This window comes from Sphingomonas sp. SUN019, from assembly GCF_024758705.1.
GTDB lineage: Bacteria > Pseudomonadota > Alphaproteobacteria > Sphingomonadales > Sphingomonadaceae > Sphingomonas.
Map to the genome: position 1 here is coordinate 2,142,238 of NZ_CP096971.1, position 26,080 is coordinate 2,168,317.

The 26,080-nt window shown below is 67.9% G+C and carries 23 protein-coding genes and 1 tRNA gene; 14 read left to right on the plus strand and 10 right to left on the minus strand.

Translation table 11 applies throughout. The features are described 5' to 3' along the window. Positions 1-42 precede the first annotated feature (42 nt). Positions 43-1,467 carry an amidohydrolase gene (locus M0208_RS10280; protein ID WP_258891610.1) on the plus strand — a complete coding sequence of 475 codons (1,425 nt, stop codon included), beginning with the start codon at positions 43-45 and terminating at the stop codon, positions 1,465-1,467. Then, entirely contained in the window at positions 1,464-2,771 is a 1,308-nt protein-coding gene (locus M0208_RS10285) for an amidohydrolase family protein (RefSeq protein WP_258891611.1), read from the plus strand. The genes M0208_RS10280 and M0208_RS10285 overlap by 4 nt, the downstream gene beginning before the upstream one ends. A 38-nt stretch (positions 2,772-2,809) precedes the next feature. Here M0208_RS10285 and M0208_RS10290 read toward each other — a convergent pair whose 3' ends face one another. After that, positions 2,810-3,616 (minus strand): DUF2189 domain-containing protein, encoded by an 807-nt coding sequence (locus M0208_RS10290; RefSeq protein ID WP_258893221.1) that lies wholly within the window; start codon positions 3,614-3,616, stop codon positions 2,810-2,812. A 190-nt stretch (positions 3,617-3,806) separates the two neighbouring features. Here M0208_RS10290 and M0208_RS10295 point away from each other — a divergent pair, with 190 nt between their 5' ends. From M0208_RS10295 to M0208_RS10305, 3 genes are read left to right on the plus strand one after another with little or no spacing between them, the layout of a single operon-like run. Beyond that, entirely contained in the window at positions 3,807-5,741 is a 1,935-nt protein-coding gene (locus tag M0208_RS10295) for a heme lyase CcmF/NrfE family subunit (RefSeq protein ID WP_258891612.1), read from the plus strand. After that, a complete protein-coding gene (locus tag M0208_RS10300) occupies positions 5,738-6,265 on the plus strand; it encodes a DsbE family thiol:disulfide interchange protein (protein WP_258891613.1) in 528 nt (175 codons plus the stop codon). Before M0208_RS10295 ends, M0208_RS10300 begins: the two co-directional genes overlap by 4 nt. After that, positions 6,262-6,669 carry a cytochrome c-type biogenesis protein gene (locus tag M0208_RS10305; RefSeq protein ID WP_258891614.1) on the plus strand — a complete coding sequence of 136 codons (408 nt, stop codon included), beginning with the start codon at positions 6,262-6,264 and terminating at the stop codon, positions 6,667-6,669. Before M0208_RS10300 ends, M0208_RS10305 begins: the two co-directional genes overlap by 4 nt. A 20-nt stretch (positions 6,670-6,689) precedes the next feature. Here M0208_RS10305 and M0208_RS10310 read toward each other — a convergent pair whose 3' ends face one another. Further along, a complete protein-coding gene (locus M0208_RS10310) occupies positions 6,690-7,352 on the minus strand; it encodes a TetR/AcrR family transcriptional regulator (RefSeq protein WP_258891615.1) in 663 nt (220 codons plus the stop codon). Between the two features lie 111 nt (positions 7,353-7,463). Between M0208_RS10310 and M0208_RS10315 the strand changes: the two genes are divergently transcribed. The 4 genes from M0208_RS10315 (at position 7,464) to M0208_RS10330 (ending at position 14,538) form a co-directional block, all read left to right on the plus strand. Beyond that, the gene (locus tag M0208_RS10315) at positions 7,464-8,612 is read left to right on the plus strand and encodes an LLM class flavin-dependent oxidoreductase (protein ID WP_258891616.1); all 1,149 of its coding nucleotides are present in this window, start codon (positions 7,464-7,466) and stop codon (positions 8,610-8,612) included. A 444-nt stretch (positions 8,613-9,056) separates the two neighbouring features. Then, positions 9,057-12,173, plus strand: coding sequence for a glycosyltransferase (locus tag M0208_RS10320; protein WP_258891617.1), 3,117 nt, complete (start codon positions 9,057-9,059; stop codon positions 12,171-12,173). Next, positions 12,163-13,446 (plus strand): nucleotide sugar dehydrogenase, encoded by a 1,284-nt coding sequence (locus tag M0208_RS10325; protein WP_258891618.1) that lies wholly within the window; start codon positions 12,163-12,165, stop codon positions 13,444-13,446. The genes M0208_RS10320 and M0208_RS10325 overlap by 11 nt, the downstream gene beginning before the upstream one ends. Positions 13,447-13,464: 18 nt before the next feature. After that, complete coding sequence (locus M0208_RS10330; protein WP_258891619.1) at positions 13,465-14,538, plus strand: hypothetical protein; 1,074 nt, start codon at positions 13,465-13,467, stop codon at positions 14,536-14,538. Positions 14,539-14,541: 3 nt separating this feature from the next. On the opposite strand, the gene M0208_RS10335 is transcribed toward M0208_RS10330, so the two are convergent. The 3 genes from M0208_RS10335 to cpdR form a co-directional block, all read right to left on the minus strand. Then, complete coding sequence (locus M0208_RS10335; protein ID WP_408988145.1) at positions 14,542-16,728, minus strand: glycoside hydrolase family 3 N-terminal domain-containing protein; 2,187 nt, start codon at positions 16,726-16,728, stop codon at positions 14,542-14,544. Positions 16,729-17,002: 274 nt separating this feature from the next. Further along, positions 17,003-17,077: transfer RNA gene (locus M0208_RS10340), tRNA-Val, on the minus strand. A 49-nt stretch (positions 17,078-17,126) separates the two neighbouring features. After that, positions 17,127-17,504 carry a cell cycle two-component system response regulator CpdR gene (gene cpdR, locus M0208_RS10345; protein ID WP_258891620.1) on the minus strand — a complete coding sequence of 126 codons (378 nt, stop codon included), beginning with the start codon at positions 17,502-17,504 and terminating at the stop codon, positions 17,127-17,129. Between the two features lie 106 nt (positions 17,505-17,610). Here cpdR and M0208_RS10350 point away from each other — a divergent pair, with 106 nt between their 5' ends. Next, on the plus strand, positions 17,611-18,444 hold the full coding sequence (locus M0208_RS10350) for an N-formylglutamate amidohydrolase (RefSeq protein WP_258891621.1): 834 nt from the start codon (positions 17,611-17,613) through the stop codon (positions 18,442-18,444). 200 nt (positions 18,445-18,644) lie between these two features. Here the strand turns inward: M0208_RS10350 and M0208_RS10355 are convergent, their stop codons facing one another. The 3 genes from M0208_RS10355 to M0208_RS10365 all read right to left on the minus strand — a co-directional run bounded on the left by M0208_RS10355 (position 18,645) and on the right by M0208_RS10365 (position 21,506). Continuing rightward, positions 18,645-19,190: a cytochrome b gene (locus M0208_RS10355; RefSeq protein ID WP_258891622.1), complete on the minus strand. Its 546-nt coding sequence runs from the start codon at positions 19,188-19,190 to the stop codon at positions 18,645-18,647. A gap of 11 nt (positions 19,191-19,201) precedes the next feature. Further along, the gene (locus tag M0208_RS10360; protein WP_258891623.1) at positions 19,202-19,969 is read right to left on the minus strand and encodes a SapC family protein; all 768 of its coding nucleotides are present in this window, start codon (positions 19,967-19,969) and stop codon (positions 19,202-19,204) included. Positions 19,970-20,039: 70 nt separating this feature from the next. Further along, a complete protein-coding gene (locus tag M0208_RS10365) occupies positions 20,040-21,506 on the minus strand; it encodes an FAD-binding oxidoreductase (RefSeq protein WP_258891624.1) in 1,467 nt (488 codons plus the stop codon). Positions 21,507-21,571: 65 nt separating this feature from the next. On the opposite strand from M0208_RS10365, the gene M0208_RS10370 reads away from it, so the two are divergent. From M0208_RS10370 to M0208_RS10380, 3 genes are all read left to right on the plus strand, one after another. After that, positions 21,572-22,054, plus strand: a complete 483-nt coding sequence (locus M0208_RS10370; protein WP_258891625.1) for a hypothetical protein — start codon at positions 21,572-21,574, stop codon at positions 22,052-22,054. Between the two features lie 379 nt (positions 22,055-22,433). Continuing rightward, positions 22,434-23,858, plus strand: coding sequence for a DEAD/DEAH box helicase (locus M0208_RS10375; protein WP_258891626.1), 1,425 nt, complete (start codon positions 22,434-22,436; stop codon positions 23,856-23,858). After that, positions 23,858-24,046, plus strand: coding sequence for a DUF1289 domain-containing protein (locus tag M0208_RS10380; protein WP_258891627.1), 189 nt, complete (start codon positions 23,858-23,860; stop codon positions 24,044-24,046). Before M0208_RS10375 ends, M0208_RS10380 begins: the two co-directional genes overlap by 1 nt. On the opposite strand, the gene M0208_RS10385 is transcribed toward M0208_RS10380, so the two are convergent. After that, positions 24,043-24,321 (minus strand): DnaJ domain-containing protein, encoded by a 279-nt coding sequence (locus tag M0208_RS10385; RefSeq protein ID WP_258891628.1) that lies wholly within the window; start codon positions 24,319-24,321, stop codon positions 24,043-24,045. The two genes, M0208_RS10380 and M0208_RS10385, sit on opposite strands and share 4 nt — an antisense overlap. Next, positions 24,321-25,115 carry a division plane positioning ATPase MipZ gene (locus tag M0208_RS10390; protein WP_258891629.1) on the minus strand — a complete coding sequence of 265 codons (795 nt, stop codon included), beginning with the start codon at positions 25,113-25,115 and terminating at the stop codon, positions 24,321-24,323. Before M0208_RS10390 ends, M0208_RS10385 begins: the two co-directional genes overlap by 1 nt. Positions 25,116-25,191: 76 nt before the next feature. On the opposite strand from M0208_RS10390, the gene panC reads away from it, so the two are divergent. Next, on the plus strand, positions 25,192-26,028 hold the full coding sequence (gene panC, locus M0208_RS10395) for a pantoate--beta-alanine ligase (RefSeq protein WP_258891630.1): 837 nt from the start codon (positions 25,192-25,194) through the stop codon (positions 26,026-26,028). Positions 26,029-26,080: the final 52 nt, after the last annotated feature.

Genomic DNA, 26,080 nt, shown 5'->3' on the forward strand with positions numbered 1-26,080 from the left:
ATCGCGATTACACCGCACGCACGAAAGAAAAGGGGTCACGGGATGTGGATCGGAAAACGCGCGAGCGCGTGTCGCTGGCTGGCGGTGGGCGTCGGCGCATTGGCGCTGGCGGCGTGCGATGCGGGCGGCGATCGGCCAAAATCGGCGTCGTCGAAGGTCCCGCCGAAGCTCTTTTCGCGCGATCCCTTCCCCTCGACCTACCGCGTCTATCCCGGCGTGCCGACTTTGGTCCGAAACGTCACCGTGATCGACGGCGAGGGCGGGCGGATCGAAGGCGGCGCAGTGCTGTTCGCGGACGGCAAGGTCGTCGCGATCGGGCAGACGCTGGAGGCTCCGGCGGGCGCGACGGTGATCGACGGCGCGGGCAAGTTCGTGACGCCGGGGATCATCGATATCCACAGCCATCTGGGCGATTACCCCAGCCCCGGCGTGCAGGCGAATTCGGACGGCAACGAAGCGACCGGTCCGATCACCGCCGACGTATGGGCCGAACATAGCGTCTGGCCGCAGGATCCGGGTTTCGGGCGCGCGCTGGCCAATGGCGGCGTCACCACGCTGCAGATCCTGCCCGGATCAGCCAATTTGATGGGCGGGCGGTCGGTGGTGCTGAAGAACGTCTATGCGCGCACGATGCAGGCGATGAAATTCCCCGGCGCACCGTACGGCCTGAAGATGGCGTGCGGCGAGAATCCTAAGCGCGTCTATGGCGGCAAGGGGCGGCAGCCGTCGACGCGGATGGGCAATGTCGCGGTCGATCGCGCGACCTGGGCCAAGGCCGCGTCGTATCGGCGCAAATGGGACAAATACGAAAAAGACGGCGGCGATCCGCCCGATCGCGACATCGGCATGGATACGCTGCGCGGCGTGCTGGCGGGCGAGATACTGGTCCAGAACCACTGCTACCGCGCCGACGAAATGGCCATCGTGCTCGATATGGCCAAGGAGTTCGGTTACAAGGTGACCGCCTTCCATCACGCGGTGGAGGCGTACAAGATCGCCGACCTGCTGAAGGCGAACGGCACCTGCGCGGCGGTGTGGGCCGACTGGTACGGCTTCAAGATGGAAAGCTATGACGGGATCGGCGAGAACCTCGCCATCCTGGAGCGCGCGGGCGCGTGCGGGATGATCCATTCGGACGACCAGAACGGCATCCAGCGGCTGAATCAGGAGGTGGCCAAGGTGCTTGCCTCGGGCCACCACGCCGGGATCGACGTGCCCGAACAGGTGGCGTGGAAATGGCTGTCGCTTGGCCCGGCCACCGCGCTGGGGATTGCTGACAAGACGGGCAGTCTCAAGCCCGGCAAGATGGCCGACGTGGTGCTGTGGAACGGCAATCCGTTCAGCGTCTATACTCGGCCCGAAAAGGTGTGGGTCGACGGGGCGCTATTGTACGATGCGAACGATCCGGGCCGGCGGCCGGTGAGCGATTTCGAACTGGGCCAGCCGGGTTCGGGAGACGTCAAGTGAAGCGCGCATTGTTCTTGCTGGCGACTGTTTCCGGTCTTGGGCTCGCCACGCCCGCCGCGGCGCAGACGGTGGCGATCACCGGCGGCACGGTGGCTTTGGGCGACGGCTCCGCGCCGATCGAGGGCGGGACGGTGGTGTTCCGCGACGGGCGCGTCGTAGCGGCGGGTCTTGGCGTCGCCGTTCCCGCCGGTGCGACGATTGTCGACGCGCGCGGAAAGTGGGTGGTGCCGGGGTTCGTGGCGGGGTTCACCTCGCTCGGTCTCGCCGATGCCGATGGGGTCGAGGAGAGCAACGATACTGGCGCGCGCACGTCGCCGTTCAACGCAGCGATCGACGTCACGCCCGCAATCAACCCGGCCGAGGTGAAGCTGGCCAACGAACGCCTCGGCGGCGTGACGCGCGCGCTGATTGCGCCCGACGCTTCGGGGTCGATCTTCGCCGGACAGGGCGCGGTGATCGATCTGGCCGACGATAACGACGCGGTGACCCGGCCGCGCGCGTTCCAGTTCGTCGAACTGGGTGAGCGCGGCGGGCGCGCAGCGGGGGGCAGCCGCCCCGCGGCCTATGCGATGCTGCGCGACGCGTTCACGCAGGCGCAGGATTATCGCCGCAATCCCGCTGCGTTCGGGGGGCGCGAAAAGGATTCGCTGCTGAAGCGCGGGGATGCCGATGCGTTGTTGAAGGTGCTCGACGGTGCGATGCCGTTGGTCGTTCACGTCGAGCGCGCGAGCGACATCCGTACCGTGCTGGGGCTGACGCGCGAGTATCCGAAGCTGAAGCTGGTGCTGACCGGGGTCAGCGAAGGCTGGATGGTGGCGCGCGAGATCGCCGCGGCGCGCGTTCCTGTGATCGCGGCGGCGCTGGCCGACCTGCCGGCCGATTTCGAGGCGCTGGCGGCGACCGAATCGAACGCCGGGCGGATGCGCGCGGCAGGCGTCCAAGTGGCGCTGGCGTCGACCGGCGCGTCGGGCGGGGACCATAATCTCAAGCAGTTCGCCGGCAATCTGGTCGCGATCACGCGGGTGCCGGGGCACACCGGGCTGGCATGGGGCGAAGCGCTGGCGGCGATCACGTCGGGTCCAGCGGCGGCGCTGGGAATGGACGGCGAGATCGGGTCGCTGCGCGCGGGGCGTCGGGCCGACGTCGTGGTGTGGGACGGCGATCCGCTGGAACTGTCGTCCGCCCCGACCGCGGTGTGGATCGACGGCCGCGCGCAACCGATGCAGTCGCGCCAGCGCGCGCTGCGCGATCGCTATCTGGTGCCGACCGAGGGGGCACTCCCGAAAGCTTACGAGCGGCGATAAGGTTGGACGCCCCTCCCGACGCGGGAGGGGCGTGAAAATTACCGCACCACCAACCGTGTATAGAGATGCCACGTCGAATAGCCGAGCCACGGCAGGATCACCGCGAGTCCGATGGCGAACGGGATCAGGCCGAGCGCCAGCAACGCGGCGACGCGCAGGCCCCAGCCCGCGAACGCGGCCGGATTGCGGCGCGCGGCGGCGAGCGAGGTGCGCACCGCCAGTTCAGCCTCGATCGGCTTGTCGACGACCATCGGGAACGAAACGGTCGAGAAAACGAGCGTGACGACTGCAAAGGCGAGGCCGGCGAGATTGCCAAGCACGATCAGTTCCCACCCGGCCTGGGAGGTGAACAGCCGACTGAAGACGTCGCTGACCCGAAGCGGAGCCTCGGCCCCGAACGTGACGTCGTAGATGAGATACGCCGCCACGAGCCAGCCGACGAACAGCGCGCCAAGGCCGATGGTGAGCATCGCGATCGGCATCCGGCTGCGTCCCCGCAGCGGATCGAGGAAGTGCCACCAGCTCGAATCCTCATTGCTCTCGCGTCGGCGCGCGAGTTCGTAGAAGCCCGACGCGACCGCAGGTCCGGCGATCGAGACGCCCGCGACCAGCGGGAAGAACAACGGCAACAGCGGATCGTTGAAGGTCACGATCACCGCCACCAGGCAGATCACCGGATAGAGCAGACCGGCGAAGATCAGGTCGCCGCGCATCGCCCTAAAATCGCGCCAGCCCTCGGCCAGCGCCCATTGCAGGTCAGCGGAGGTGATCGTGCGGATTTCAGGGATCGTGTCGGCGGGCTCGACCGCTTGGACGGACTTGGAATTGGACAGGGCAGGATTCATCACGATGCGTCCTTTGCTGCATCGCCGATCCGTCCCCCCGGTCTCCGAACCGGCAGATGACGCAGATTAACACGAAATCGGCCGAAGCGCCAAACGCAGTGGATTCGAGCGGCATTGGCTCTATGGTCGCGACCGTGCAGCCGTTTCCGACCGTCGCGATCATGATTGCCTTGCGCGGAGCGTGCCGCCGATGACCGCCGAGGCGGGCCTTGCCGCATTGTGGCTCGCCGCGACGCTGGCGGTGCTGCAACTGATGCTGGCGTATCTGTCCGCGGGGGCCACGAACGAGGCCGCGACGCGCGCGATCCGGCCGGTCGCGATCGTGCAGGGTGCGCTGGCGGCGCTGGCGATGGCGGCTCTGATCCGCGTGTTCCTCGCCTCCGACATGTCGGTCGCGCTGGTCGCGGCGAACAGTCACTCGGCGAAACCGTGGATCTACAAATTCTCCGGCGCGTGGGGCAACCACGAAGGATCGATGCTGTTGTGGGTCACGATCCTCGGCGTCGCAGGCGGGGCGGTGGCGTTGCTCGAGCGGCGGCTGGCGGAGCGGACGTTGGTCGCGACATTGGGCGCGCAGGCGGCGATCGCGCTGGGGTTCTACGCCTTCCTGCTGTTCGCCTCGAACCCGTTCGCGCGCTTGAGCCCCGCCCCGCCCGACGGCGCGGGGCTGAACCCGTTGCTGCAGGATCCCGGCCTCGCCTTCCATCCGCCGACACTTTACGCCGGGTACGTCGGGCTGTCGGTCGCGTTTTCGTTCGCGATCGGCGCGCTGATCACGCGCGATGTCGGCCCGGCGTTCGCGCGCGCGATGCGGCCGTGGGTGCTGGGGGCCTGGATATTCCTGACGCTCGGCATCACCGCGGGCAGCTATTGGGCGTATTACGAGCTGGGCTGGGGCGGCTGGTGGTTCTGGGATCCGGTCGAGAACGCTTCGCTGATGCCGTGGCTGGCGGCGACCGCGTTGCTCCATTCGGTAACGGTGCTGGCGACGCGCGACGGGCTGCGCGCGTGGACCGTCATGCTGGCGGTGGTCGCCTTTTCGATGTCGATGCTCGGCACGTTCCTGGTTCGGTCGGGCATCTTGACCAGCGTCCATGCGTTCGCGGTCGATCCGACGCGCGGCAGCTTCATCCTGGCGTTGCTGGTGATCTATATCGGCGGCGCGCTGGCGTTGTTCGCGCTGCGCATCGGGACGGTGCGGGCGGGGAACGTGTTCGAACCGGTCAGCCGCGAGGGGGCGCTCGTCGCGAACAATCTGTTGCTGTCGGTGATTCTGGGCATCGTGCTGATCGGCACCTTCTATCCGATCGTCGCTGCCGGGTTCGGGGTGCAATTGTCGGTCGGGCCGCCGTTCTTCGACAAGGCGGCGGGGCCGGTGGCGCTGGTGCTGGTTGCGATGATGGGCGTCGGCCCGTTGCTGCGCTGGCGGCGCGACGATGCGCAGGCCGCGATCGCGCGCGCGACATGGCCGATCGCGGCGACCGCGTTCGCGGGGGCGGCGTTGTTCGTCTTCGGCGGATCGATCGGCGTGCTGCCGTTCCTCGGCCTGTCGCTCGCCGCGGGGCTGGCGGTGGCGAGCGTCGCGCCGCTCTGGCGGCGTAACCTGACGCGCGCACCGCTGTTCCTGTGGGGCATGGTGATCGCGCATCTGGGGATCGCGGTCAGTCTGGCGGGGATGGCGGCGAGCAGCGCGTACACCAAGGAGACGTTGGTCGCGGCGAGCGTGGGTCAACCGGTTCGCGCCGGGCCGTTCACGGTGACGCTGCAGGGCATCCGCCCGGTGATCGGCGACAATTGGTCGGCGCTGGAGGCGCGGCTGCGCGTCACGCGCGGCGATGGCGCGCCCTTCACGCTCGCCCCGCAATCGCGCTTCTTCGCGACCCCGCCGACGACGACCAGCGAAAGCGCGATCGCAACGGTGTTCGACGGGCAGCTTTATACTGTGCTCGGTACAGCGGACGCGCGCGGGCGGTGGCAACTGCGTTTGTGGTGGAAGCCGTGGGTGACATTGATCTGGTTCGGCGGCGCGCTGATCGCGCTGGGCGGCGCGCTGTCGCTGTTGGGCCATGTACTGCGCGAACGCCGTGTCGCGATCGCCAAGCGTCCTGTCGAGGTGTGGGCGTGACCCGCTGGCGGCTGTGGTTGCCGCTCGCGCTGTTCGTCGGCATCGCGGCGATCATCGCGATCGGGCTTTACCGCCCCGCCGACCGTACCGTTGCGTCGGCGATGGTCGGCAAGCCGCTGCCCGATTTCGACCTGAAGCCGATCGTTCCGGGAAAGCCCGGCGTGTCGTCCGCGGCATTCCGGCAGGGCAAGCCGCGGCTGCTGAACGTCTTCGCCAGCTGGTGCGTGCCGTGCATTGCGGAGGCGCCGCGGCTGATGCGGCTGAAGGCGGCAGGCGTGCCGATCGAGGCGGTCGCGGTGCGCGACACCGGCCCCGCCATCGCCGAATTCCTATCGCGCAACGGCGACCCCTATGCGGCGATCGGCGACGATCCGGCGAGTTCGGTGCAATTGTCGATCGGCTCGTCAGGGGTGCCCGAGACCTTCGTAATCGACGGCCGCGGGATCATCGTGAAACAGCATATCGGCGACATCCGAGACGACGACGTGCCTGAGATACTGGCGGCGCTGGAGGCGGCGAAATGAAGCGTGCGGCGCTGTTGTTGGCGCTGCTCGCCGCGCCTGCGCTGGCTGATTCGGGCCTGCCGCCCGCGGCGCTCGCCAACACGCAACTCCGCGATCCGGCCAAAGAGGCGGAGGCGCGCAAGCTGATGGAGACGCTGCGCTGCCTGGTCTGTCAGGGGCAGGCGATCGGTGACAGCGACGCCGACATGGCGGGCGACATGCGGGCGCTAGTGCGGCAACGCATCCAGGCGGGCGAGACGCCTGAACAGGTCCGCGACTGGCTGATCGCGCGCTACGGCGACTACGTCACCTACGACCCCCCACTGTCCGCGGTGACCCTGCCGTTGTGGATCACGCCCCTGATCCTGCTGGCGCTCGGTATCTTTATCGCCCGCGCCAGCTTCAAGCGCCGCCGCAAGCCCTGAGCATTCCGACGATCCGGGGATCAAACCGTTCCGGACTGCACCTGCGAGCGTTCGTGCGACAGCGCATCGATTTTCGCCTGCAAGGCGGCGATATCACGGATCATGGCGTCCCGGAGCGGCGGAGTGCAGGCCGAGGCCAGAACAAGCCGCACCGACAGGCTCATCTCCAGCGTGAAGCGATCGGGCGGCCAGCCCTCTGCGATCCACGTCTGGACCACCGCTCCCATCATCCTGAGCAGCGCGTCGGTCAACGATCGTGGCCGGACGATATCGGCGATCTCACCGCTGTCGGCCGCGGCCTCGACCAGCCTATTCCACCATGCCCAACTCTCGGTGGACAGAATGCCGCGAACCTCGGGCGCGTCGGTGCCGAAGGCGGCGCGAAACAAGCCGATGTGGAATTGACGATCAGCCTCGTAATGACCGACCAGCCGGTCGACCGCGATGAGCAGGCTCGCCAGCGGCGTGCCGCCCACTTGGGCCTTCAGTTCGCGAACGAAGCGCGCGATATCCTCGCGCACCACCAGGCGCAGGATTTCGGATTTGGAGCGCAGAAGGTTGTATGGCGTGGCGGCGCTTACCCCTGCCCGCTCCGCCAGCAGCGCCATCGAGAAACCCGCGTCGGCGCGCTCGCGGATCAACGCCTGCGCAGCCTCCACCAGATGCTGTCGCCGTGCTGCCAAACGCTCGGAAGATAGCGCCAACGAAAAATCCTTGTTCGAGGATCGCGCTTGTAATTATAGCAGACTATAAATACAAGCGGCCGACAACAGAAGTCAGGTGGAGGGATTGTCATGGCGATGCGTCTGAACGACGGGATTTTTCTGGCCCCCTTCCATCCGCTCGACGAGGATCCGACGCTGTGTATCCAGCGCGATCTCGAACTGATCGATCATCTCGACCGGCTGGGTTACGAGGAGGCCTGGGTCGGCGAGCATCATTCCGGCGGGTTCGAGATCATCGCCAGTCCCGAGGTGTTCATCGCCGCGGCGGCGGAGCGGACCAAGCGCATCCGGCTCGGCACGGGTGTCGTTTCGCTACCGTACCATAATCCGCTGACCACCGCGAACCGCATCCTCCAGCTGGACCACCAGACCCGCGGACGGGTGATGTTCGGTGTCGAGCCGGGCCTGCTGCCATCGGACGCGTTCCAGATGGGGATATCGCCCGAAACGACGCGCGACCGGATGGTCGAGGGCGTCGAGGTGATGCTGCGGCTGTTCGCGGGCGAACGCGTCACGCACCGATCGGACTGGTTCAATCTGGTCGACGCCACCTGCCAGCTAAAGCCATATACCTGGCCGCATCCAGAGATCGCGGTCGCATCGTCGATCACGCCGTCGGGCGGGAAGCTGGCCGGCAAGCACGGCTTCGGGCTGCTGTGCGTCGCGGCCACCCATGCCAGCGGCTACGATGCGCTGGGGGTCAACTGGAAGATCGCCAACGATGTCGCCGCGGCGAACGGCAAGGTCATTGACCCGGCGCGGCTGCGGCTGGTCGGCCCGGTCCATATCGCCCCGACGCGGGAGGAAGCGTGGGCCAACGTCCAGTACGGCGGGCGACAGTTCGCGGACTATTTCAGCCGCATCAGCCGTCCCGGGCAGCAGGTCGACACGTCGGTCGATCCGATCCGCAAGATGGTCGACGACGGCGCGGCGGTAGTCGGTACGCCCGACGACGCGATCGCGCAGATCCGCCGTCTGCAGGAAAAGCAGGGCGAGTTCGGCGTGTTCCTGCAACTCGCGCACAATTGGGCGGATTTCGACAAGACCAAGAAGAGCTACGAGCTCTGGCGGCGGCACGTGTCGCCAGCGATCAACCGCGCAAACGACATGCGGCAGGACAGCTTCGACTGGGCCACCGGCCACGCGCCCGAGTTCATCAAAGCCGCAATGGACGCCGCCGCATCCACAATCTCCCGCCACAACGCCGCAACCGCCTGAGGCTGGATGATGGCGAAGCGGCTGTGACCGCGTCGCTGAGTGAAAGCGCCGCGGCTTGCTGGTTGCGCGAGTGAGGAGCGGCTTCGCGTTCCGCAGGCGGCAACTGCCGAAGCCCCGACCCGGAACGATGGACCATCGGACCAATGGCAACCGACAGCTGTCGTGCGATATTTCGTAGGGTAACGACCAGAAGTGCAATGCGAGAAATCGCAAGGTTGCGCGCACGATCCAAAAAATGCACGGGTTCGGCGACCGCAAACTTCATCGCGCGTGTCACGGGGGTGGCTATTTCCAAGGGGGTCTTTCGATGAACCGCTTCGCCGCGGCGCTCGTGGTTCATTTCAAGACGACCAACGGCAAGATCAGCCGTGACAAGAACCGTGATCGCTATCTGGAGGATGCGCGATAGCCACGACCATCGCCAGCGGCACGGATGCGGCGGCCATGCTGGGGCCGGTGCGGCGTGCGCTCGCTCGCGGACAGCGCCCGCAGGCCGCCGTCCTCGCGCGGATCGCGCTGCGCCGGGCCGATCCTGCGGCGGCGCCCGCGCTGGCCGCGGCGTTGCTCGACCTGTTCAACGCCGCGCCCTATCCGGCCGGGGTCGCGATCGCGCTGCGGGCGGCGCGGCGGTATCGCGAGCTGGCGCCGGGCGAAGCGCGGCGACTGTTCCGGCTGCTCGACCGCACGGGCCGCCCCGGCCTGGTAGACCGTTACGTCCCCCTGCTGACGCGCTGGCTGGCGCAGAGCGACCTGCCGATCCGCCGCGCGATGATCGCGATCTGGTCGACCGGGCGGCATCAGGCGCTGGTCGATTTCGTGCGGCGCGAGCGGCCGGCCAAGCTGGCTGACCCGCAGACGTTTCGCTTCTTTGCCGAACGATCGATCCACTTCGGCGATCACGGCCCGGCAGCGCCCGTGCTAGCCGAGTTGCTGGCGGCCGTTCCGCATGACGAGGTGATCCGGCACGCGCTGATCCGCGGCCTGATCGAGCGCCGCGCGTTTGCGGAAGCGGCGCAGATCGTGGTCGCCGCCCGGTCCGGCGCAGAGGCGCGTGTTTCGCTCGACGATCTGGGCGCGGCGATCGTCGACGCGCTGGACGACGGGGCGTCCGCGGCGATGCTGGCCGACATCCGCGTGGCGCTGGAGACGATCGTCGCGCTCGACCCCGAGAATCCGGTGGTCGACGATATCGCGCGCGCGCTTCCGCAGCCGTCCTCGGATGCGGCGACCGCGTCGCCCGGGCCACCGCGCGCGCTGAGCATCGTGCGTGCGCCTATCGCCGCCGTTCCGGCAAAGCTTGTGAAACCAAGGCGGCAATGGATCGACACGTCCGAGCTGGCGGTCGCCATTTCCGACCTGGCGCGACACCCTGTCCGGTCGCCCGAATCGATCGCATTGCGCCGCCGCATCGAAAATATCCTGGCGACCGCCGACCTGCCGACGATCGCGCCGTTGCTCGATCGGTTGCTGGCGGTCGCACCGCGTTTCGCGCATCAAATCGCGGCGCGGTTCGCCGATCCCGAAGACGGGGTCGCCTTGTTCGCAGGCCTCGATCCACGGCTGCCGCTGGCGGTCTGGCGCGCGGCGATGGCGCTGGCGGAGCGCGCCGGGGCGAATGGTGCATTGGCCGGATTCGCGCTGCGCGTCGCCAGCAAGGACGATGTTCCGCTGTCCGCGTTGCAGCGCGTCAGCAGCACCGTCGCGCGGGCCTGCGACGCCGATTCGCTCGACGCCTTCTGGGTCAGCGCGGCAGAATCAGCGCGGTCGCTGACGGTGGGCATCGCCGGGCTTCGCGCCTTGTTCGGCGCGCCGGTCAGTCCGGGCTTCTACGTCATCGCCGCCGGTCTGTTCGACGGATCGCTGCGCGACGACGACGATCCCGCGCGGCTGGTCGAGGCGACCCGGCTGATCCTGGCGCGCGGTTGGCGGTGGAGCGACGCCGAGCCGATCGCCGATGCAACGATCGATCCCACGCTGCCCGCGCCCATGGCGCTGTGGCTCCGCGCGGTGATCGACTGGGCGCAGGGGGATCGCGTCGCCGCGCTGCGGCACCTGGACGAAGGGGTCGCGCTGGCCGCCCCGGACGCGCCCGTATCGTTCGTGGCCGAACGCGCGCTCATCAACTGGCGTTTCGGGCATTGGGGCGCGGCGGCGGCGGACCTGCCCGCGCTGGACATCAGCCGATTGCGCGGCGTCCATACCCGCCTGGCCGAGGTCGCGGCGTTTGCCGCGGTGACGCCGCTCGCCCCCGATGCGACCTATCCCGAATGCCTGATCGATACGATCTTCGACCGCGCGCCGACCACGTCGTATCAGCCCGTGCCGGGCAGCGTCGCCACGATCGTCACCGCGCTGGCCGCGGGGGGCAGTGAAAAGCAGGCAGTGTCGGTCGTGACCGCGCTGACGCGGGAACCGCGGGTCGCAGCGCAGACGATGTTCGTCCGATCGCTCGATTCCGAGCTGCACGCCTTCTTCCTGCCGCGCGTCATCGCGGCGGGCGTGCCGCATCTGGCGTTCGGCGATCGGCCGGTCGATGTGGCGGCGGTGCTGGCCGAAACCGGCGACGGCGCGGATTCGCCGCTGGCGGCGGCGCTGACGTCCCTGTCCGACTGGTTGCGCAGCTCGATCGGCCAGTTGGTGCCGCTGCTGCGCGAAGCGCGTCCGGCGGTGGCGCATATCCGGCAGGACTATGTCGCCGCGGCGCTCGCCTGCGTGTTGGCGGGGGTGCCGCGCATCCTGCTGCACCGCGGATCGCTGTCACCGGATTATTGGGATCTGCGTCCGTCGCAGGTGCTGGCGCGGGTGCGGCCGATGCGGCACGCGTACCGCCGGTTGCTCGACTGGCCCGGCTTCGCCTTCGTCAACAATTCCGCCGCCGGTCTCGACAGCGATCGCGCCTGGCTGGAGCGCGACGATTCGGATCGTTTCCATCTGGTCCACAATATCGTCGACTTCGCGCAGCTTGGGCATAACGAGGGGCCGAACGCGCCGTTGCGCGCGTCACTCGGCATCCCGGCCGCTGCGCCGGTCATCGGCGCGGCGTTTCGTTTCCAGAAAGTGAAGCGGCCGATGTTGTGGCTCCAGGCCGCGCGCGCGCTGCTGACGCGGCGGCCCGATGCACATTTCCTGATCGTCGGCGACGGCGAGTTGCGCGAGGAGATGACGGCTTTCGCCGCCGCCGCGGGCTTTTCGGACCGGCTGCACTTGCCCGGCACGATCGACGACGTCGGTGCGTGGTATCGCGCGATGACGATCGCGCTGCTGACCTCGGATCGCGAAGGATTGCCCAACCTGCTGATCGAGGCGCAGCATTTCGGCGTGCCCGTGCTTTCCACCGACGTTGGGGGCGCGCGCGAGACGATGGACGTCGGGGTCACCGGCCGGCTGGTTCCGGCCACGGCGACAGCGGAACAGATTGCGGATACGATCGACGCGATGCTCGACGATCCCGCATGGTGTCGGGCGGCGCGCGACGCTGCACCGGCGTACGTCCACGAACGGTTCGGGGCGGATACCGCGGTGGCGCGGCTGATGCGGCTGTACGGCTTCGATGCGGACTGAGGAGCCACGCCGCCCGCACATCGCCGTGGTGGGTCTGGGCTATGTCGGGCTTCCGCTGGCGGTGGCACTGGCGAAGCAATTCACGGTCACCGGATACGATGTCGACGCGGGGCGGATCGCGGAGCTGCGCGCGCATCACGACCGGACGAACGAGATCGACCCGGCACTGCTCGCGGCGTCGGCACTGCGGCTGACCGGCGACCCCGCCGACGCGCGCGGCGCGGATATCTTCATCGTCACGGTGCCGACCCCGGTCGATGCGGACAATCGCCCCGATCTCGGCGCGGTGATGAGCGCCACGCGCACCGTCGCTGCGCTGATCGAAGCCGGACGCGAGCAGATCGTCGTCTACGAAAGCACCGTCTATCCCGGCGTCACGGAGGATGAATGCGGACCGCTGATCGAAGCGGTCTCGGGCCTGACGCGCGGGCGCGATTTCTTCCTCGGCTATTCCCCCGAACGGATCAATCCGGGCGACCGCGAACACGCGATCGAGCGCATCACGAAGGTGGTGGCGGGTGAGAACGCGGCTGTCACGTCGCAACTGACCGCGATCTACGGCGCGATCACCAGCGGCGGCGTGTTCGTGGCCGCCTCGATCAAGGCTGCGGAAGCCGCCAAGGTGATCGAGAATGCGCAGCGCGACATCAACATCGCCTTCATCAACGAAGTGACGCAGATCTTTTCGCGGGTCGGCCTGTCGATCTGGGACGTGCTGGACGCGGCGCGCACGAAGTGGAATTTCCTCGACTTCCGCCCCGGGCTGGTCGGCGGACACTGCATCGGGGTCGACCCCTTCTATCTCTCGCACCTGGCGCAGCGGCTGGGGCACGAACCGCGCGTGATTCTGTCCGGGCGCACGCTGAACGACACGATGGGCGGCTGGGTCGCCAACCGCATCCACGCGCTGCGCGACGGCCGCGCGGGGCGCGTGCTGATCTTGGGCCTGACGTTCAAGGAAAACGTGCCCGACATCCGCAATTCGCGCGTGATCGACGTGATCGCGCGGCTGCGGGCGCTGGGTCATGACGTGTCCGTCCACGATCCGCTTGCCGATCCGGAGGCGGCGCTGGAGCATTATGGGCTGGAACTGGTTCCGGACCCTTCGGCGTCGGACTATGACGTGATCGTGCTGGCGGTGGCGCACGCAGCGTTTGTCGCGATGGACGACGACAGCGTCATGCGCATGGTGTCCCCCGGCGGGCTGGTGTTCGACCTGAAGGGGTGCTGGCGCGGCCGCTCGTTCGGCGCGCTGCCGGTCCATTCGCTTTAGACGGAGCATAAGCGTTCGATGACGGATAGCAGTACCGGCCGCCCGCGATTGATCCTCCACGCCGGACTCGGCAAGACCGGGTCGTCGGCGATCCAGAAGTACCTGCGCGACCATGCCGCGACGCTGTCGGCGGAGGGCGTGAACTATCTGGGGATGCAGATCGAGCGGCCGGTGCGCGACGCGCTCGATTTCAGTGCCGGAGACAATATCGCGGACGCCCTGACGACCCCGCCGGGGGAGGGCCAGCATGTCCGTGATCGCCTGTTGACGCTGTTGCGCACCAAGATCGCCGCGGCCCCCGCCGCCCATACGCATGTCTGGAGCCAGGTCAGCCTGTCGGGCGCGGCCGATCTGATGCGCCCGGTGATCGACGAACTCGCGCGCGGGCTGGACGTCACGGTCATTCTGTATTTCCGGCACAAGGCCGACTGGCTGGCGTCGGCTTATGCGCAATGGGGGATCAAGCATAAGACCTATCCCGGCCCGATGCGGTCGTTCGCCGAATTCCTGCCGCTCGCCGACAAATGGGGGGCGGACTATCGGCGTGTGATCGACAGCTGGCGCGCGGTCGCGGGCGCGACGGTCGAAATCCGATCCTATGACATGGTGGACGACGTCGTCGCCGATTTCCTGACGGCGACCGGCATCGCCAGCGATTCCCCTTCGGACGGCAGCGGCGATCGTCATTACGTCACCCCCGACGACGCGGTGCTGACGCTGTTCAAACTGCATCAGGGCCAGACCGACGACACCGCGCTGCCCGGCGATCTGGCGCTGCTGTTCGATGCGCTGGGGCTGGCGAACAGGACGCATCGCGAGGTCGATCCGGACATCTCGATCCCCGCCGGGGAAGAATGGGATCGCTTCGTCGCGTCGCTGGAACCCGAGATGCAACAGCTTCGCGACGCGTTCGGCATGGACTTCTCGGTGCGGCCGAGAGCCGCCACGGTGGCCGCGCCCGCCCCCGCCAAGATCGTTCCGGTGCTGATCGAGATGATTCTCGCGCTGCACCGGCGGATCGAGCAACTGGAGCGCAAGCACCGCGCCCGCACGCTGCCGCCCGGACCACGCGGCCCGCGCCGGGCCGGCTGACCGTCAGACGAAGCCGTCGCCGGTCACTTCGCAATATCCGGCCAGACCAGGGTCGCTGCTGGACTGCGCCAGCCACAGGTCGAACAGGCCCGGCTCGATCCGCCAGCGGCCATCCGCGGCGACCAGCGCGAGCGCGTCGCGCGACAATTCTATCGAGACCTTCGCCTCCGCCCCCGCGGCCAGCGTTATCCGGCGAAACCCCTTCAGCAACCGCACCGGGCGGGTGCGGCTCGCCACGCGATCGCGGACGTAGAGCTGGAGCAGCGCCTCGCCGCGCCGCCCGCCGATATTGCGCACGGTCGCGCCGACCTCGATCCGGTCGGGACTCATACGTACGACCGACAGGCCCGACAGCGCGAAAGCGGTGTAGCCCAACCCGTGCCCGAAACCGTACAGCGCGCGATCGGCGCCGTCGCGCCAGTGCGCCGCGCCGGGCTTCATCGGCTCCACATCGGGCGCGGGCCGCCCGGTCGTCCGCCGGTCGTAGCTCCACGGCTGCTGCCCCGTCGCCAGCGGAAAACTGACCGGCAGCCGCCCGGCCGGCTCCGCCACGCCGAACAGCACGTCCGCCACCGCATCGCCCGCCGCCTCGCCCAGGAACCAGGTGGCGAGGATCGCATCGGCGTCGCGCACCGCGCCGTGCAGCGCCAGCGCGCGCCCGTGCCGCAGCAGCACGACGACCGGATTGCCGACGCGCGCGACCGCCTCCGCCAGCGCCTGTTGCGCTGGCGGCACCACGATGTCGACGCGGCTGTTGCCCTCACCCGACATGTCGCCCGCCTCCCCGATCGCGAGCAGAATCACGTCCGCCGCACGCGCGGCCGCTACCGCGCGATCGATCCCGCCGGGTGATGGTTCGTGGACGCCGCTGCCCGGCTCGATCGTCAGCGCCTTCGTGAAGCGCCCGATGCCGGTCGCCAGATCGGTCCCGTCCGCCGCCGCTCCGGCGAACGACCACGGTCCGTTCAGGTTTGCGCGATCCGCACCGAACGGGCCGATCAGCGCGACCTTCGCCCCGCGCGCGAGCGGCAAAACCCCGCGCTCGTTCTTCAGCAGCACGATCGACCGCGTCGCGACCTCCCGCGCCAGACGGCGGATCGCCGGACGGAGTGTCTCGCGGCGTTCGGCGCGCACGTCGAGCGAGCGGTACGGATCGTCGAACAGCCCCAGCGCCTCCTTCAGCGCCAGCACGCGGCGCACCGCCTGATCGACCCGCGCCATCGGCACCGCGCCCGACGCGACCAGCGCGGGCAGATGCGCGTTGAACAATCCGCTCTGCATCGACACATCGATCCCGGCCAAGATCGCCAACCGCGCGGCATCGGCCTCATCCACCGCATAGCCGTGCGCGATCAGCTCGCGATCGGCGTCGTAATCGGGCACGCAAACCCCGGTAAAGCCCAGTTCGCCGCGCAGCAGATCGGTCAGCAGATGGTGGTTGGCGGTCGCAGGCACTCCATTCACGTCGGTGAACGACGCGATCGTCGCGCCCGCCCCCGCGGCGAAGGCGGCGGCGAACGGTGGCAGGAACGTCTCGCGCAGTTCCGCCTCAGACAGATCGACCGCGGCGTATTCCATGCCCCCGCGCACCGCTGCATAGCCCGCGAAATGTTTCGGCGTCGCCAGCAGCGCGTCGGCGCGTTTCAGATCCGGCCCCTGAAACCCGCGCACGCGCGCCGCGGCGAGCAGCCGGTTCAGGTGCACGTCCTCCCCCGCTCCCTCCGCTACGCGCCCCCAGCGCTGATCGCGCGCCACGTCGACCACGGGCGCAAAGGTCCAGTGCAGTCCGCCCGCGCTGGTCTCACGCGCCACCGCCCGCGCGGCGCGCTGCGAAAGACCGGGATCGAACGCGGCGGCCTCTGCGAGCGGGATTGGAAATATCGTGCGGCAGCCGTGGATCACGTCGGCGGCGAAGACCAATGGGATGCGCAACCGGCTGTTCAGCGCCGCCGCCTGCGCGCGCCGCGCGCCCGCGACGCCGTAGCCGTTGAACAGCATCCCCACTCGCCCGGCACGGATCGCGGCCAACTGCGCGGCCGCCCCTTGCGCATTGACGACCGGATTGAACACCGCGCCGACCGGGCGGATTTCGTCGTTGAAGCAGGACAATTGCCCCGCTTTCTCCGCGATCGTCATCGCGGCGATCAGATCATCGATCCGCCGCGCCGCCGCCCCTGCCGGTATCGGCATGCCGATTGCGGCGGCGAGCAGGCCGGTCGCGCGCAACACGGCGCGTCGATCGAACGATATCGGATAAAAGGCCACCGTTTGCTGGTAGCGCGAAACCAATGCGTCTGTCGCGCTCGAGCACGGTCAAGGATGGGATCGACGGCATGATCCGTCACACCAGCTTAGAAATTTGCCGCGCCGCATCGGGCAGTTTTCACGCGATAGATTTCTTGGCGCTTCCGGCGTGACTGCCGTTCAAAACCCCGCCAACCCGTAAGGAAGGCGGGGTTTTATATGGTGGGCGTGGCAAGGATTGAACTTGCGACCCCTGCGATGTCAACACAGTGCTCTACCACTGAGCTACACGCCCCCAATGGGAGGAGCGCCATTAGCCGGGCTTCTCCCCCTGCGCAAGCGATTCAGTTCAGGCCGCTGAACTCACCGATGTCGAACATCCGGTCGACCTCCAGCACCAGGTCGCGCAGGTGGAACGGTTTGGACAGGACGCGCGCCTGCGGCATCGTCTTGCCCGCCTTCAGCGTGACCGCGGCGAAGCCGGTGATGAACATCACGCGCATGTCGGGGGCCATCTCGCTCGCCTTCTGCGCGAGTTCGATCCCGTCCATTTCCGGCATGACGATATCGGTCAGCAGCAGGTCGAACCGTTCGGTTTCGAGCAAGGGAATGGCGGCGGTGCCGCGGTCGACGGAGCTGACTGCGTAGCCTGATTTCTCCAGTGCGCGCGCAAGATATTCGCGCATCACCTGATCGTCCTCCGCCAGTAAAATCCTGATCATTCCGGTCCCCGCGTCACGCGCTCCCCTTATGCGCCGACGCCTTAATATTTTCCAGCCGGGGACGGCGCATTGCGACGAAGCGCGCACTCCCATAGGCTGCGCGGCGATGAAGCGATCGTTCGATCTGCATGGAGCGGAAACTCCCGACAGCCCGGTCGTGCTGTCGGTGCCGCACGCAGGCCGCGATTATCCGCTGGAGTTGCGCGCGAGCCTGCGCGCGCCGTTGGGGGCGTTGGTGGCGCTGGAGGATCGCTGCGTTGATGAACTCGCGCTGGCGGCGCGGGGCGAGGAGACGTTGCTGGTGCAGCGGCTGCCGCGGGCGTGGATCGACCTCAATCGCGGCGAGCATGAGCGCGATCCGCGGCTGGATGACGGGGCGGCGAGCGGGCATCTGACCGCGAAGGTGCGCAGCGGGCTGGGCATCGTCCCGCGCCGCACAGCGCTGGCGGGCGACCTGTGGCGACGGCGGTTGGGCGCGGATGAGGTCGAGCGACGGATCGCGTGCGATCACCGGCCGTATCATGCCGCGCTGGGCACCGCGCTCGCGGCGGCGCGCGCGCGGTTCGGGGTCGCGGTGCTGCTGGACGTGCATTCGATGCCGCCTTTGATCGGCGGCAAGACGCAGATCGTGGTCGGGGACCGGTTCGGCAAGGCGGCGGCGGCGCGCTTCGTCCACCGGATTGAGGCCGAGGTCGCGCCGTTCGGTCGCGGGCTCGCGCTCAATGCGCCATATCCGGGCGGGCATATTCTGGAACGCCATTCGCGCCCCGCGGCGGGTATTCACGGCATCCAGCTTGAGTTCGACCGGACGCTGTATCTCGATCGGGCGCTGGACGCGCTAGGGACCGGGTTCGACGCAACGGTGGCGATGCTGCGTGCGGTCATCGATGCGCTGGCCGACGAAGCGCTGGCCGCGCCCTCGGCGCTTGCCGCCGAATAAAAAACCACCCCGTGCACGAAGCACGGAGTGGCCTAGGTTCAGGGAGGAGACACACCTGAAAGGCGTGCCATACGGTATCGCGAAAGGGGGGACACGACACCGTACTGCAACAACATAGGAGGGTGCGAAAAGGTTTCAAGAGATTGTGCGTCGCGGCAAAAAAAGCCGCGATCGCCCGCCCTCACGCTACGCCAGAGCGTTCAGCGCGCGCCGCCCGGCACCATCCGCAACAGCACCGAATCGCGCAGGATCAGGTGATGGCGGAGCGCCGCGCCGATGTGCAGCACGACCAGCGCCAGCATCAGCCAGCCGAGCACGCCATGCGCATCGCTGCCGAACGCGCCGGCCGAGCGCGATACCGGCAGATAGGGAATGTCGACCATCCCGAACCAGGTGAGCGGACGACGCTTTTCCGCCCCCGACGCCATCAGCCAGCCGGTGATCGGCATCGCCAGCAGCAATCCGTAGAGCGTCCAGTGCGTCGCATGCGCCACGCCGCGCTCCCATGCCTTCGTCTCGGCGGGCAGCGGGGGCGGGCGATGCGCCAGCCGCCACGCGATCCGTGCGAGCGTCAGGAACAATACGGTGATGCCGATCGCTTTGTGGCCCGGCATCCACGCGCCCAGCGCCGGGATCGGATCATGCAGGAATCCGACCGCGATATTGACGATCACGAGGATTGCGATGACCCAGTGGAACGCGATCGCGACGCCCGAATAGCGGCGATCCATCGGCAACCGGGTCATCGCGTTTTTCCTCAGCCGTTCAGCACCTGCTGCGGCATCTTGCCCAGTTTCACCTGCTTGGCAAAGATATCTCGCATCAGCGACAGCGAAAACAGGTGCGCGTAGATCAGCGGCAGCATCCCCGACTTCGACATCTTGCGCAGCTGATCACCGCGCAGGTCGGCGAGCTTCTCCTCGTTCACCATCTGGAAGCCGCGATAGGTGAAGGGCATGTCGTTGCCTTCCTGCTGGATGTTGACTTCACCCTCCATCAACAGGTCGGCTTCGCGGATTTCCTTCATGAACTGGCCGGTCTTCAGCCCCGCCTGTTCGAACGATTCGTTGAAGCCGAGGATGTTTTTGGTCACTTCCGACGGCTGGCCGTCCTCGAACAGTTTCTGGCCCTCGTCGAATTTGCCGACGGTGTCCGCGGTCGGATCGAAGCACAGCGACAATTCGGTCGCTTCGGGCCGCAGCCGCGCCAGCATGAAGGGGTAGCGGCGGATATAGGCCGGGACGTAGAAATCATCGACGTTGAGCGCGCCGTCGTCGTTCAGGAAGACGTTCACGCCTTCGTTCAGGCCCATCAGCGCGATCGGGATCGAATCCTCGCCCGACGAAAAGACGATCGGCATGAAGCGCTGCACCAGCGGAAATTCCTCCACCGTCAGCGGGATCGCATGCTGGTTCTGCAGGAACGGCGCATTGGTCGCCTGGCGGAGCGTGTAATCGGCGTGAAGCTCGCTCGAAAGCGGTTCGAGGCCATTGTAGAAAAGCGGAAGCTGCGGCGCGCTGGCCATCGGTTACTCTCCAGTCGGGTCGATCGGGTCAAAAGATTGGCGCGCGATGGTCGCGCGGATGCGCGCGGCCCTATTCGTCCGCGCGCGCAGGCGCAAGTTCGGGCGTGTCGCCGGGCGCGATCAGCTTGCCGGGATTCATGATGTTCCGGGGGTCCAGCCCGGCCTTGATCGCACGCAGCGCCGCCAGCCGCGCGGGCGAGGACAGTCGCACCAGTTCGGTCAGCTTCATCTGCCCGATGCCGTGTTCGGCGGAGATCGATCCCCCTGCCGCGACGACCAGATCGTTGACGAAGCGCGTGATCGCGGGCGCTTCATCGGCATACCAACGGTCGCGGTCGACGCCTGCGGGCGCGCGGACGTGGAAATGGACGTTGCCGTCGCCGAGATGGCCGAAGCCGCTGGCGCGCGTGCCGGGAAAGCGCGCGTCGCACGCCGCCGCCGCCTCGACCATGAAGCGCGGCATCGTTTCGACCGGGACCGAAATGTCGTGCTGTGCGGCGGGGCCGGTCGCGCGTTCGGCGTCGGAAATCGAATCGCGGATGCGCCAGAACGCCTCGGCCTGCGCTTCGCTTGCCGCGATCGTCGCGTCGGCCACCAGTCCAGCCGTTGCGGCGTCCGCCAGCAATCGCTCGAACAATGCGGCGGGCGCTTCGTCGTCCGGCGTCATCGCGGTCGCCTCGATCAGGACGTGCCACGGATGGTCGCCGGCCACCGGCGCACGGGCGCCGGGAATATGCCGCAGCACCGCGGCGAGCGATTCGCGCGGCAGCAGCTCGAAGCTTTCGACCGCGCGCGTCGCGGCTTCGAACCGGCGGAGCAGCGCCAGCGCATCGGTGGGCGACGCGACCGCAGCCCAGGCGACGCCGCGCGCCACGATCGCAGGGACCAGTTTCAGCGTCGCGGCGGTGACGATGCCCAATGTCCCCTCCGCCCCGACCAGCAATTGCGTCAGGTCGTAACCGCGATTGTCCTTCTTCAGCGCGGCAAGTCCGTCGTGGAGCGATCCGTCGGGCAGCACGGCCTCGATCCCCGCCACCAGCCCGCGCATCGTGCCGAAGCGCAATACCTGCGTGCCGCCCGCGTTGGTCGAGACCAGCCCGCCGATCGTCGCCGAGCCGCGCGCGCCGAGCGTCAGCGGGAAACGCTGACCTCGTTCCAGCGCGGCCGCGTGGAGATCGGCGAGGATCACGCCCGCTTCGACAACCGCAAGACCCGCGTCCGGATCGATCGCGCGAATCCGGTTCATCCGCCGGAGCGACAGGATCGCGGCGCTCCCGTCCTCGGGCGGCGTCGCGCCGCCGACCATCGAGGTGTTCCCGCCCTGCGGCACCAGCGCCACGCCCGTTAGCGCCGCGGCGCGGACGATCGCCTGCACCTCATCCACGGTCGCCGGTTCAAGCAACAGCGACGCGCGCCCGCGCCAGCGCTTGCGCCAGTCGGTCAGCCACGGTGCGATTGCGTCGGGGTCGGTCACGATCGCGCGCGGCGGCAGGCGACCGTTGAGATCGGCCAGCAAACGGTTCTGGGCGGGGGTCATCGCCCCATCTTCGCCGCAATTCATGCGCGGTTCAAACATTTCGGGTACGAGCGGATCATAACCCGATGAATCGTCGCGCCCTCACCACCCTCGGCCTGATCGCCGCCGCGCCGTTGGCGCTGTCGGCCGCCGAACCCGCGCGACCGGATACGGTGCAGTTCGCGCAATTGACGATCCGGGAACGCGTCATCATCCGCATTCCCCGCCTCGATTCGCGCCCGGTGACCCGCCCGCCCGATCCGCGCGCGCCGCGCGCCCGCCCAATCGTGGTGGAATGGGAGGAGAAGAAGGCCCCGCAGTGCATCGCCACCGCGACGCTGGCGGGCGCGCATTTCACCGAAGGCGGCGACGTCGACCTCGCGCTGAACGACGGCCGCCGGATCCGCGCGAAACTGGAGGACGATTGTCCGACGCTCAACTTCTACGGCGGTTTCTATCTGCAGCAGACGCCTGACGGGATGACCTGCGCGAAACGCGATGCGATCCGCGCACGATCGGGCAGGCGGTGCGAGATCGGACGGTTCCGGGCGCTGAAGCCAAGGAAGTAGCGGAAACCGCGAAAATGACCCCTTAGAGCGAGTTGTGACCATACGAAGGCATCTTGATTGCCCGGAGCAGCACGCCGACGAGGAGCGCAGCGCAGACGCGTAGCTTCGGCTACGCGCAAGCAAGCGACGACGCTCGGCGGGCTGCTCCGGGCAACCGCTGCGCGGCGGGCCGATTTTGGCCCAGGGCAGCGTCGCTGGTCGGTCACGATGCTTAAGCATCGCTCCGCTCCTCACTTCTTGCCCTGGGCCAAAATCGGCTCCGTCACGACGCCTCCGTATGGTCACAGCTCGCTCTAAACTTGACTTTCGCGCCCTGATCGCGGAGCGCGCGAAGACGTGGCGGCGGACGCGGTCTGCCCACGCATTACCGGACAATCGCATGAGCTTTGCCGATCTCGGCCTCTCCGACGAACTACTCCGCGCGGTGAACGACACCGGCTATACCGAGCCGACGCCGATTCAGGCGAGCGCGATCCCGAGCGTGCTGATGATGCGCGACATCATCGGCATAGCGCAGACCGGCACGGGCAAGACCGCGTCGTTCGTGCTGCCGATGATCGACATTCTCGCGCACGGCCGCAGCCGCGCGCGGATGCCGCGCAGTCTGATCCTGGAGCCGACGCGCGAACTCGCCGCGCAGGTGGCGGAGAATTTCGAAAAGTACGGCAAATATCACAAGCTCAGCATGGCGCTGCTGATCGGCGGCGTGCAGATGGGCGATCAGGTGAAGGCGCTGGAAAAGGGCGTCGACGTGCTGATCGCGACGCCGGGCCGGTTGATGGATCTGTTCGGGCGCGGCAAGATTTTGCTGACCGGTTGTTCCTTGCTGGTGATCGACGAGGCCGACCGGATGCTCGACATGGGATTCATCCCCGATATCGAGGAAATCTGCACCAAGCTGCCGACGACGCGCCAGACCTTGCTGTTCTCGGCGACGATGCCCGCACCGATCAAGCGGCTGGCGGACAAGTTCCTGTCGAACCCCAAGACCATCGAGGTCTCACGCCCCGCCTCCACCAGCCTGAACATCACGCAGTGGGTGGTGCCGGTGAAGAGCCAGTCGTTCGAGAAGCGCAAGACGCTGCGCAATCTGCTCGGTCGTGACGACGTGACCACCGCGATCATCTTCTGCAACCGCAAGACGACGGTGCGCGAACTGAACAAGAGCCTGCAGGGCGACGGTTTCCGGTCGGGCGAAATCCACGGCGACATGGAACAGGCGCAGCGGATCGCCGAACTCGACCGGTTCAAGGCGGGCGACATCAACATCCTGGTCGCCAGCGACGTCGCGGCGCGCGGGCTGGACATCAAGGGCGTCAGCCACGTCTTCAATTTCGACGCGCCGTGGCATCCGGATGACTATGTCCACCGCATCGGACGGACGGGGCGCGCGGGGGCGACCGGCGTCGCCTATACCTTCGTCGCGCCGGATGACGCCGAGAACATCGCCAATATCGAGAAACTGACCGGGCAGCAGATTCCGCGCCTGGGGGCTGTGCCAGAGGCGGTTGCGGCGAGCGAGGAACCGGCGCGCGAGGCGAAGCCGCGGCGCGAGCGGGCGCCGCGCAAGCCGCGCGCGGAAACGTCGGCGGAAGCGCGGGCGCCGGTCGAAGCCGCGCCGCAACCGGCAGAGGCCCCACGGCGCGAGCGCGCACCGCGGCGTGAGGAACCCGTCCGCGCTGCGCCTGCGGCGCGTGCCGAGCCGCGTGCTCGCGACAACCGCAATGACAATGATGACGACGACAACAAGGGCGGCTGGAACGGCCCGATCCCTGATTTCCTGAGCGCCACGTTCGGCGGCTGATGCCGCAGCGGCCCAAACCGCCTGTCGAAAGCCCGTGCACCCTGGTGTGCACGATCGATCGCACGACCGGCTGGTGCCACGGCTGCGCCCGGACGCTGGACGAAATCGCGCGCTGGGGTTCGATCACCAACGACGAGCGCCGCGCGATCCTTCGCGCGGTGGCGATCCGTCAGGCGGGAACGCTTTAGCCGAGTGACTTCAGCAATGTATCGCGCGCGGCATTGACCTGACGCGCCTGCTCGGCAGAACCGCCGCGGTCGGGGTGGACGTCCGCCACCAGCCGCCTGTGGGCGGCGCGGATCGTGTCGGCGTCGGCGTTCGGTGCGACTCCGAGTGTCGCGCGCGCCTCCGCGAGATTATCGCCGGTGCGCGGCGCGGCGACCGCGGGGCGGGGTTTGCCGAAGCCCTTCCACAGCCGGTAACCGGCGTAGGCGACGAGCAGCGCTAGGATCAGCTTGGTCATCATGCTACTTCCGCCAGTGCGGTTTCGGGGAGCGCCAGACCCGCCATCATCTCGCGCAATTCCTGCCGTGCCGCGACGTGGCTGAGCGCCATCGCGCCGAACTCCTTCGCGTCGAGCATGGTCAGACCCGAGGGGAACATCTCGCGATAGACGACGCGTTCGCCGAGGCCGGGAATGACGCGGAAGCCGACGCGTTTGGACAATTGGTCGAGCGCGTCGGACACGCGGCGCATGTTGCGCGCCTCGATATGCTGGAGCCGGTTGCGCAGCACGACCCAGTCGATGGTCGTGCCGTCGGCCTTCGCACGCACCTTTCGCGCGTCCCAGATCAGCTCGGAATAGAAGCTCGGCCGCGTGACCTTGAAGGTTTCGGGATGGACCTGCCCGATCAGGTCGAAATCGACGAAGCTGTCGTTCATCGGCGTGACGAGCGTGTTGGCGCGGGTGGCGGCGATGCGCGCGATCGGATCGTCGCGGCCGGGCGTGTCGATCACCAGAAAGTCCGCATCCGCGCCGAGATCGGTCATCAGCGCGTCGAAATTCGCCTCGCTCTTCCCGTCGCCGGTGGCGTGGCGGGGGACGACGAGGCCGGAATCGGTGCGCTTGTTGGTCGCGGCGCGATTGTCGAGATAGCGCCCCATCGTCCGCTGACGGTGATCCAGATCGAGGCACGCGACGCGCGCGCCCTTCGTGGCCAGCGCGATCGCGACATGGACCGCGGTGGTGGATTTGCCGGTCCCGCCCTTTTCATTGGCGAAGACGATGACGTGCGTATTAGCGGCCCCCGTTGGCAATTCGTCGCATCCCTTGTTGCTTGCGGCTTTGCCCCCTCATAGATGCCCGGCCGGGGCACGGCGAGGGGTTTACGCATTGCAGACTGTCCGCGATCTCGAATCGCTTCGTGAAGCCGTGGCGGCGTGGCGCACGGAAGGCGCGCGCGTGGCGTTCGTCCCGACGATGGGCGCGCTTCATGCCGGGCATATCGCGCTGGTCGAGGCGGCGAAGGGGCCGGGGGTGAAGGTGGTCGCGTCGATCTTCGTGAACCCGAAGCAATTCGGCCCGAACGAGGATCTGTCGCGCTATCCGCGCAAGGAAAAGGCCGACCTGACGATGCTGGAGGAGGCGGGCTGCGATCTCGTGTGGCTGCCGCCGGTCGAGGCGATGTATCCGGCGGGATTTGCGACGAACATCAGCGTGGCGGGCGTGTCGGAGGGACTGGATGGCGCGGCGCGGCCGGGGCATTTCGACGGCGTGGCGACCGTGGTGACCAAGCTGTTCAACCAGGTGCGGCCCGACGCGGCGTATTTCGGGGAAAAGGATTACCAGCAACTGGCGGTGATCCGCCGGATGGTGAGCGATCTCGACATGGGGATCGACATCGTCGGGGTGCCGACGCAGCGTGACGACGACGGCCTGGCGCTGTCGTCGCGCAACATCTACCTCGACGACGAGCAGCGCGCGAAGGCGGTCGCGTTGCCGCGCGCGCTGGGCGTGGCGGCGCAGGGACTCGCGCGCGGTGATGATGCGGAGAACGTACTGGCGCAGGCGCATGCGGCGCTCGGCGCGGCGGGGTTCGAGGTCGATTACGTCTCGCTGGTCGATGCCGAAACGCTGGCGCTCGCCCCCGCGGCGGATCGCCCGCGGCGGCTGCTCGCGGCGGCGAAGATGGGCCACACGCGGCTGATCGACAACATCGCTATTGAATGAGGTTAATCGCGTTAACCATTTGGTGAGACGAATCACTCCAAGATGGCGTCAT